This is a genomic window from Mesorhizobium metallidurans STM 2683 (assembly GCF_000350085.1).
Lineage (GTDB): Bacteria > Pseudomonadota > Alphaproteobacteria > Rhizobiales > Rhizobiaceae > Mesorhizobium > Mesorhizobium metallidurans.
Map to the genome: position 1 here is coordinate 19098 of NZ_CAUM01000188.1, position 9234 is coordinate 28331.

Annotated in this window: 8 protein-coding genes; 1 reads left to right on the forward strand and 7 read right to left on the reverse strand. The window is 58.7% G+C overall.

Annotated elements, in window-relative coordinates; all coding sequences use genetic code 11:
- Window positions 1-43: 43 nt before the first annotated feature.
- The 6 genes from MESS2_RS29690 to MESS2_RS29715 form a co-directional block, all read right to left on the reverse strand.
- Window positions 44-487 (reverse strand): hypothetical protein, encoded by a 444-nt coding sequence (locus MESS2_RS29690; protein ID WP_008878405.1) that lies wholly within the window; start codon window positions 485-487, stop codon window positions 44-46.
- Window positions 480-2855, reverse strand: a complete 2376-nt coding sequence (locus MESS2_RS29695) for a hypothetical protein (protein WP_008878406.1) — start codon at window positions 2853-2855, stop codon at window positions 480-482. The genes MESS2_RS29690 and MESS2_RS29695 overlap by 8 nt, the downstream gene beginning before the upstream one ends.
- Entirely contained in the window at window positions 2848-4389 is a 1542-nt protein-coding gene (locus MESS2_RS29700) for a site-specific integrase (protein ID WP_008878407.1), read from the reverse strand. The genes MESS2_RS29695 and MESS2_RS29700 overlap by 8 nt, the downstream gene beginning before the upstream one ends.
- Window positions 4386-5591: a site-specific integrase gene (locus MESS2_RS29705; RefSeq protein ID WP_008878408.1), complete on the reverse strand. Its 1206-nt coding sequence runs from the start codon at window positions 5589-5591 to the stop codon at window positions 4386-4388. Before MESS2_RS29705 ends, MESS2_RS29700 begins: the two co-directional genes overlap by 4 nt.
- Window positions 5592-6117: 526 nt before the next feature.
- Window positions 6118-6576: a hypothetical protein gene (locus MESS2_RS29710; RefSeq protein ID WP_008878410.1), complete on the reverse strand. Its 459-nt coding sequence runs from the start codon at window positions 6574-6576 to the stop codon at window positions 6118-6120.
- A gap of 58 nt (window positions 6577-6634) precedes the next feature.
- Window positions 6635-7234 (reverse strand): hypothetical protein, encoded by a 600-nt coding sequence (locus tag MESS2_RS29715; RefSeq protein ID WP_008878411.1) that lies wholly within the window; start codon window positions 7232-7234, stop codon window positions 6635-6637.
- Window positions 7235-7329: 95 nt separating this feature from the next.
- Between MESS2_RS29715 and MESS2_RS29720 the strand changes: the two genes are divergently transcribed.
- Window positions 7330-7857, forward strand: coding sequence for a helix-turn-helix domain-containing protein (locus tag MESS2_RS29720; RefSeq protein WP_008878412.1), 528 nt, complete (start codon window positions 7330-7332; stop codon window positions 7855-7857).
- Window positions 7858-8133: 276 nt separating this feature from the next.
- Here the strand turns inward: MESS2_RS29720 and MESS2_RS29725 are convergent, their stop codons facing one another.
- Window positions 8134-9159, reverse strand: coding sequence for an RcgR family putative quorum lactone hydrolase (locus MESS2_RS29725; protein WP_008878414.1), 1026 nt, complete (start codon window positions 9157-9159; stop codon window positions 8134-8136).
- Window positions 9160-9234: the final 75 nt, after the last annotated feature.

Here is a 9234-nt window from a genome sequence, read left to right on the forward strand (position 1 = left end):
TTGGATGAGCGTTGCAGTGATGTTTTCCCGACGATCGTTGCAATCAGGATGGAGTGTTGTTGTCGACTTTGGAAGGCAGGGCACCCATCTCAGTTAGTCTTGTGATGACCTCCCCGTAGCCGTCAAAGAACCGCTTCCAGACCGGATATCCGCCCAACTCTGTCACCGACAGAATGGCGGCGCGATGCGAGGCGACGAGAAGGTCGCGTTGCGCAGTCAGTTCCTCAATTTGCCGCTGCTTCGTGGCCAACGCATGTTCGAGTGCGCTCTTCGATTTCCGCGACGATGATTCGATCGCGTTCAGGATCAGGGACTGCCTTGCCGCGAACTCCTCCAGAAGCTTTCGTCGACCTGGATGCCGCGTCACGTCGCTCGCGTGGCGGAAGAGGCCGTCACTCGCCCGCACGACGGCGCGCGCCGTGATGGGTTGGTTCTCGGTAAGCATCCTCTCCAGAATGCGCCCAAGTTCATCGACGCGGTCAGTCATCGGAACCTCTTGGAAGACCGGTGGCGTTGAGGATGGTCGCGGGTGATCGCTGTGGCAGCGGTCGTGACAGGTCCGCTCCGGAAGGGAAGGGCCGTTCGCCCGGTGTCGTCATCAGCGTGCGCTCAATGTTTTCGAGGCGCGTACGGGCATGGGTGAATTGGTTCTGCCATCCGATCGATCGGTGAGGCTCGGCCGTCGCCAGAATCTGATCGACCGTGCGCTGCATCCGCTCCCGCAGGGTTTCCAGGGCACGACGCTCGGCATCGATCTCGGTGCGCGTCAGATGCCTGCATCCGTTGAAGCATTCCAAATGCTTCGGGCAGGGATCGACCGTGAATGAGTTGAGACAGAAGCCGTAAGGTGTGACGTGGAGCCCGTCCGCTTCCGCCTCGAGATAGGAGAACGCAGCCTCATCGCCCTCGCGGCTCTGGATTTGACGGAACTCTTCGACGATCGGACCTTCCACCTTTCCGGCCAGGATCATTCCGAGCGTCTGGCGGGCGCTTGGCCCGAGCGCGTCGGTTGGAACATCGGGGAGGGCGATACTGTCGAGGTCCTCCAGCAAAGACCGATGATCGTACTCGTGGCTTTGCTTCACGCTGCGGCGATTGAAGCGCTTGGTGATGATCGCGTCGGATACACCGAGCCGGAACAACTCTGTGTTTTGCACATGGCGAAGATGATGAGGGTCGAGGCCAAGAGCGCGATCCTCCGGGGTCTCGCCATAGCGTTGGAAGACAGAGATCCCCTGGGCAGCGCTGACGGCGTCGATGATGTCCTCCACCGATATCCGACCGGCAGCGAAGTATCGCGTGGTGTCGACGATGCCGCCATTGCGTCCTTCGACCAGGCCCCGCACCGGCATGAGGAACAGATGGTCATGAGCCTGTAGAAGTTGTCCGGAAGCGAGCCTTTGCGGCGTGCCGTCGGGCACCTTCGTCGGCATGTGCTTGTGGATCAGATGTTCGAGCTCACCCGCACGTAGATAGACATCCGGCCATGTGGCATTTCCATGGATCGGGATGCCATCGCGATCACGCAAAGCGATTATTCCCTTCGATCGGTATTTACTCCAGTACTGCACAGCAGGGATGAAGCGGAGATCGTTGATGCGATCCATCTGATAGCGCCAGATTTCCTCGACGACGGCAGGGTCGTAGCTTGCACGATAGCGTCCGAGCAGATCGGGCGGCAGCTCCAGATTCGAAAACATGGCCGAGCCGGATATCCGCACATACGCTTCGTGTGCGGGCACGAGATCGTGAGGGCGATATTCCGGCAGCAGACGGTTGCTTGCAGTTTGCGCCCGCAACCTTTTGCGCATCGGCTCCGTGATCAGGCGAACGCGCTCGACGGCTTCAACGACGACGTCCTCGAACATTGGCGGGATATGCTGCGCCGCCTCGTAGAGGACCATCTCGCTCTGCCGGCGGCCCTCGGGCTGCTTCTCTGCAAAGTGCCGCAACATCAGGGATCGACCAATGCCGCATTTGCGGTCCGCGGGTTGGCCATCGGCATCGTGATACTCCCGCCACCTCAGACAATCGGCCGGAAGCGAGGCGAGTTCGCCGGCGCGCAAGCCGGTCACCAATGCGATCTTCAGGATCTCGAAGCGGATAGCGTCGGAGAACGTCGCGGGCTCGACCGTGAACACGATACGCACCAGTTCCCAGAATGCTTTGTCTTCCGGCAACCGCTGGGATCCCTTGCGCTCCGACAGCTCCTGCCGGAGCTTTTCGACGCGGACATGGCCGTTTACTCGCTTGCGCTCGGCGTCCACCTGCGCCTGCGCCGCTTGTGCCTCGACTGTGGTTAGGGGCAGGCAACTGCGTGCCAGGCCGGGGCGGTCAGCAAGATGATGTCCGTCAATGACGAGTCTGACGGCCATTTGATAGTTCGAAGCCAGTTTGCCCGACTGACTGAGCAACAGTGCCGCGTTGTAGCCCATCCGGACCTGCTCACCATCGATTTGCCAAGGATCGGCGGGATAGGCGGCCGCAGCGAGCAGCTTGATCCATCGGGCGACATTTCCCAAGGCGCCGTGCGGCTTCCGACCCTTGATGAAGACCTCGTTGACCACGGTTGCGACATAGAGGTCACGCCAATGGGACGGCAAGGGATGAACAGGAACCGCAGCGAGGTTTTGCTGTCGGCGGAGATCGTTCAGAATATTCAAGCCGCGCCGGTCATAGCCGATATGCGAGAGCCAGATTGTGGGGGGAGGCGACATACCGACGGCAGCCGTCAGATTCCACCTGTCATGATAGTAAAGCCGCCCTTCCTCGTCGCAGGCAGTCGGCCATTTCAGCTTGTGTTCGGCGGCAACCGCCATCGCCGTGCTGATGAAGGAGGCGAAGTAGCTATTCATGCCGCCGCCCTTCGTCGGCCTCGATATCGGCGGCTACTCTTCTGGCCGCATCAAGGGTCCTACGAAGCTGGGAGAACGCCGGCGATGTCGTGTTTCCCCGCGAGGCGCTCTCGAACTCCACAACGACTGGGCGAAGGCTTTCCACGACGCGGTTATGAACCCCCGCATCGCGCAGCGGCATGAAGCGACGGCACGTATAGCAGGACAAGACCGGGTTGCGGGAACACAAGCTCTGCCCGGACGAGCAGGCACCAATCCCGGCGATCGGGATGCCGTGGGGCACGCCGCCGATCTGATGGTCGGACGGCATGCCGAGCAGGGCCTCGATGTCGATGGTCTTCGTGCGCGCAACTTCGGCGACAGATGCATAGATCGGCGATATCGCTAGCGCCTCGTTCACCCGTTTTGCCTGCGTAGGCGAGGTCTCGAAGTAGACGTTGGCGGTTTTTAGGCTGGCATGGCCCAAGAACTCCGACACGCCGATATGGGATGATCCAGCGTCAACGAGGCGCTGCGCGGATGTGTGTCTCAAATCCGTCGCGGTCCAGGCTTTCCCGGCAATGTCCGCCATGAACTCTCGAACCATCGTGCTCATGGCATGAGGGTCGAGGCCGAGGAAGGAGTCCCGCGGGGCACTCCCTTTCAGTAGGCCGCGGCCGCCATCAGCGATACGGCGATGATAATAAGCAGCAAACAGCGGGCACCATTCGCGTTTGATACGCCGCGTCACGCGATGCCGTGCAGGAGCGGAGCGCTTGGCCAACTGTAGCGAGAGGTGGACAGCTCCGGTGATGTGCAGCCGCACGTCAGCTATCCGAAGGCGCGCAATCTGCCCGGGCCGGAACCCATATTGGAAGCTGATGGTAGCGGCGCAGGCGTTGCGGAGCTCGATATCGTCGATGCCTTCCGAATGATCGGCAAGTCTCGCCGTCAGGTCATCCAGATAGTCGACGATCAACGCCTGGTGGTCGAGCGGCACGAAGCACTCGCCGGTTCGAACCGTTCGGAACCTGTCCTGCCGCGCTCCCTCGAGCCGGCGAACATACGGATGAAGATCTACAGACCATGAACCTATCTTGAGGTCGCATAATGAATGCAGTATGGCACGCAACGCTACGGCCTCCCAATGGGATACGGTCGGCGCCACCTTCTCGATCCAAAAGCGCCGATATGCATCAGGCGTCCTGGTCATCATGGCGTCGATCACCGTCGTTCCAGACCGAGCGACATGGCTCTTCAGGTTTACGGATCGCGTCATCACCGTGGTAGGATCGACGGACGCCATCCAGATGGCATACACATGCTTCAGCAGCGGTACGTAGTGCTTGCCCATTAGGCGGCAGTCGAGATTCTGGCTGCGGCCATCCAGCACTAGCGTCCAGATGGAATGCTTCTCGGGCGCTTTGATCGATCGGTACTTTTCATCGTAGTCGTCGAAGTAGCGGATGACCGAGGGGAGGGCTGGCAGAGATGCGCAGGCCGCCTGGAGATTCGTCAACTCCAACTGTGGATCGCTGGCTGCTCTGGATATCATGAGGGGCCAACTCCCTCCACCTGACGCAGGGTATCGACAAAGCGATCGAAGCTGTCGTTCCAGACATCCGCCAGCGTCGGCTCAAAATAGGCGCGGGCGTAGAGCCGTGGCATTTCCGAGCCGTGAGCCCAGCCGAAGAACACGCGCAGCTTCTCGATGGCCGTTGGCAGATCGTTTCCTGCCTCGACGTAGCGATGAAGTCGCAGCACTGCCGCGGTGTGCCGCAGATCATGGGCCGATACGCTGTCCAGGCGCCGGTTTTCCAGCGCGCGCCGGGCAGGACTGGTCAGGTTCGCCGTGATGGTCTCGAAGACGTAGCCGAACGCCCGAAGCGACAACGGACGTGTCTGCTGGGACGTGATCAGAAAAGGATGGCGCCCCTTGGCCCGATAATTCCGGACGTAGATGTCATGAACCTTCAGGATCTCGTGGGAGACCGGCAACTGCCGGCGAGCTGTTTCCGTCTTCAGCCCAGGCGCTTCATAACGGGGATCGAAGTCGGGGCTCGGTTCGACATTGATCCAGTAGCGATCCTCACCGGTTACCGGATCGAACTCGTCCTTGATCGCATTTGCCGGGAGAAGTCCTACCTCTCCGCGACGTAATCCCAAATGCAGTAGGAGCAGGAAGATCAGAAGGTTGCGCCATCGAAGCGAGGCGCTACGGAATGGATTGCGCGGCGAGGTCGGATCGAACTGGTCCCAAAGATCCTCGATCACAAGGGCTGGAAGTGCCCTGAGCGGAGTCCTGGTCGACGGAGGCGTGGGGCTCAGCTGCCCATACAGGCGCTCAAGGCGTCGCAACCCTGCTTCGAGTTCAGGTACCTCTGCGGCCGACGAACCGCCGCGCAACCGCAAAATGTCGCCGACGAACCTGACCGCTGTCCGCCAGGCACCCGATCGGTCCGCTCCGGAGATCAATCCATCATTGCGCAGCTTGCCGAGGAAGCCAGCCAGCACGTCCTCAAGAGCATCGAGGTCGCCCGCTGCGAGGACATTATCCAGCCGATCCGTTCCTAGCTGCGCCGCAGCCGACGCATAGAGGCGGTTGAGAGCGCCAAGATGCACCTGCTGGGTTCGACTGGAAGCGCGCGCGTGGACCATTTCCACCCAGATCGTCGGCCAATAGCGCGGCCGGCCGTGGTGGTCCGTCAGGACCCAGGTAGCCAACGACGGAGGCAGCGATGGATGGCGGAGCTTCAAACACGGCATGCCTCGAAGGTAACTTCAAACTGCGACGAAAGACACACGCATGTTGCAATTTCCCCAGCCAAGCGGTGTTTACGGGCCGCTACGCTCCTCTATTGAGGAGCTCCGCTTCGCGGCCCGCAACCACCTCATTCAACGCTGCGAATGCGTCGACGAAGCAGTCTTCCTCCGGAAGAACGGAAGCCGATGCGCAGATACGCTCGCGGCCTGAGATTGCAACACTTCTGAAACTGCCGGCAAGTTCCATAAGATAGATTATGCGACTTTCATCAGTAAATGTCAGTATTTGTTGGAGAACTTGACTGCGTTAATGGCCAATTCTGCAAGTCTTGTCGGTTGTTATCGAATGAAAAGCCCTCATTGTTGCAACAATACGGCTTACTTCGACAGACTGATGCTATCAACACACCTCGCCGTCTGCTTAAGACTTGGCGGGAGACTATGAACTCTTCTGAACCGCCTGGGCCGACGCCCCAAGTGAGACGATATCGGCCTTCGCTCGCCTCCCCTCCCGGCGCACTCACTTGTGCGGCATGCAATAGACGCCCTCGGATTCCATGAGTACCGCGCCACCCTTCAACTCGCTCAGTGCGCCAACCCACGCTTGCGAATAAGTGCGGCTGGCATCCACGGCCGTCAGCCAAAGAACGCGATTGTCGGCCAATTCAACTTTAACTTCCTGCTGCAAAGGGCTCCCCTGCACGGTCTGTTGATAGTGGCGTTTGATCCTGACATTGCTGGCCGGAAACTCAGCTTCGTTGCTGCCGTAGTTCAGCACAAATCCCGTGTGGTCCTCAGCCACCGAGCAACCGCCATCACGCTCGCACACGATTTTGGTAGCTGTGTTGCAGTCCCATTTCAGTGAAGCGGGCCACATAGGATTGTCCACGTTTGATCGCGGCTTGTCGCTCTGACCAGCCGCTGTCAACACGACGCCTGTGTTCAAAATCGCAGTGGACAGGAGAAGCACCTTGAACATTACAAACCTCCCTGAATTGTCACCCTCATAGCGACCCGTCCTGAGTGGATCGCCTTGCCTATGGCATGTTGAGATTGAACCAGCTTTTCTGGCGTATGCCGTTCGCATCGTCATACTCGATGAACCAGGGTTTTTCTCGCATCGGCCGAGAGATGGTAAAGTAGGTGGGACCATTACCGGCGGAACGCCCTCTATCGTTGCCCGTGCTCTGGATTTCTGCCGTCACCAACTTCCCGTTGAATTCGATTTGGGCCTGTCGAGATCCTTCACGATTCTGGCCGAGGCGACTATTCATGAAAGTGACGGGCAGCGTGAGCCTGTCGGACGCGATGCGGCACATGTTGCGTCCCTGCCCCATTCCGGGTCGATCGGAGTCGTTGCCGCCAACTGCTTGCCAGCCAGGGGGACAATCCGCATACTTCTCGAACTTTGCGGCGCTGGAGTTGGCTTGCGGACAGGTCGGCCAGTCAAAACCCGGGGCTTCCATCGCCGCAATCAACTTGTAAATTGGCGGGTGGCACGAGGGGGTACCCTGCCAGTCGCCGGAAAGACATAGGAGGACCTGACAGCCCCATTCCGACGCTTTCGATTGGGATGGAAGAGCTGCGGCGCCCGCGATGGCGACGGCACCCCCTAGTAGGAATTTGAGTATGGTCATAGCCTTTCCTCGCCGCAGATTTGACAGTTTACTATGGATGATCCGCGCGAAAAAGGACAGGTCGAAAAGGCAGGTTTGTGCGACTACATCGATTTATGAAACGAGACGACGGAGGTGTGGTCAACAACCCGTTGCGCGCCAACATTGCACAGACGCTTGAGCGGGAGAGGGCCAGACGCGGCCTATCCCATATGCACATGGCCGAACTGTTTCGGACCGCCGAGGGCGAAAAACTGGCCTATCGAACCTACATCCAGACCGTTCGTCAGAAAAACAATGTCACATTGACGACGCTGCAGATCATGGCAAACGGCTTGCAACTGTCTTTTGCAGCACTGCTCGCCGGCGGCAAGAAAGTTCCGGAGTGGGCGCATCGGTTGGACGACAATGCGATCCGCAAGCGGCTGGCGCGCGTCATCGATTTTGAGCGACAGCGACGTACCTTGCACCGCTATGAGATGGCCGAACTCATCGGCGTGGCAGAGGCGACATTCACGAAACTGGAACGCGCGAGCGGCAATATCAGCGTGGACACGATTGCGGCGATCGCCAGGGCGTTGAAACTTGATCCAGCGACCTTCCTCTTTTCCGAAAAGATCCCGCCTGGCGGAGCTGACACCTAGCCGCCTGACGAGTGTTCCTAAAGGGCTATAATACGCCCTGTCATCGTCGGCTGCCATGAGAACAAGCCGTCAAACCTAGCCCGGTGTGATTGCCGGCGCGTGTAGAGTGTAGAGTAGAAGGGTGTCGTGGCCTTTACGACAACTGCCGGTGTCACGCCTGCGCCGTTGTCGGCCAATTCCAGGGGTCGGTTCCGGTCGGGGGCGACCCAGATCATCACTTTCGTGTCGTGATGCCCACCGGAGAATTTGCTGGTAACTGACCGGCCGAGGCCAAACTCATGCTCGCCGGGCAGACTTGTCAGCACACGACAGAAACCGCTTCAAGCTCAAACCGGCCAACAAAATGTATGGCGGCATGGCGAGCGAATAATGACCACAGTTTAATTCCAAAATATTTGGCCTAGCTCCGGCGTCCTTCAGCCTCTGCAAGAACCTCTCCGATAGCTCTGGCAACACCACTTTGTCTCTCTTAGCCAACACAACGTGAAGACCGAGATCAGGCCGTGCGAAACTATGTGCGTAATTCTCCAAGTTAAGTGGACCCCAGGCCCTTCTGAGATCGGTCAGCTTAATCTCAGGCTCGAGACTAGCACGTATCAATCGTGTCGCGCGACCCGTCCAAACCATATCCGCTAGACTCCCCGCCGTCAGAAACAACGAGGCTTTCGACACAGCCGAGTCGTGCGCCGCGAGCACGCCCGCAACCCAGGAGCCTAGGCTCATACCGAGGACTGAAATCTCTCGATAGCCTTCGATCTTCAACCAACGTATGAGCTTTCGCCCATCCAACACTGCCTGCCTTACAGATTGAATCGTTCGACCGAGATTAGGACTAAGCATATAGTCAGCGTGCACGGAGCCGGGACGGCTGCGCTCGAAGTGATAAGGCATAGCAATCTCGACAACCGTGATGCCACGTTGCGAGAAAAAGTTGGCGATCTGACGATTCCGGGAGCTTGCATTCCAATGGTGAAAAATCACCATCGCCTGATCGAACGAACCGCTTTCTGTGATTTTCGCCGAGACGACATTGTTCTGTTCGACATCAGTAGAAATGTCCGATGGAAATTTGAGCCACCCATCTAGCCTTTCAAACCCCTGATCACTCACATTCGGGTCATCGAAAAAGGCTGGATCAGCCACGGCCTGGTCCGCAAGGGCACAGAATTCCTCGATACTTGTTATCTTCTTCGCACCTGGAAAGGCGAGTTCCGCGTCAAGGGCGAAATCCGTCGATTTCTTCCCTTCCTCACCGCGTCGCGCCCGCCGTTCATCCCAACGATCAAGCCAACTATGATACACTCTGATTGTTCCCCAACTTAATCGCTTTCCGTCGATCCAACCCTGGATCAAACAGGCCATATATTGCGAACAGCA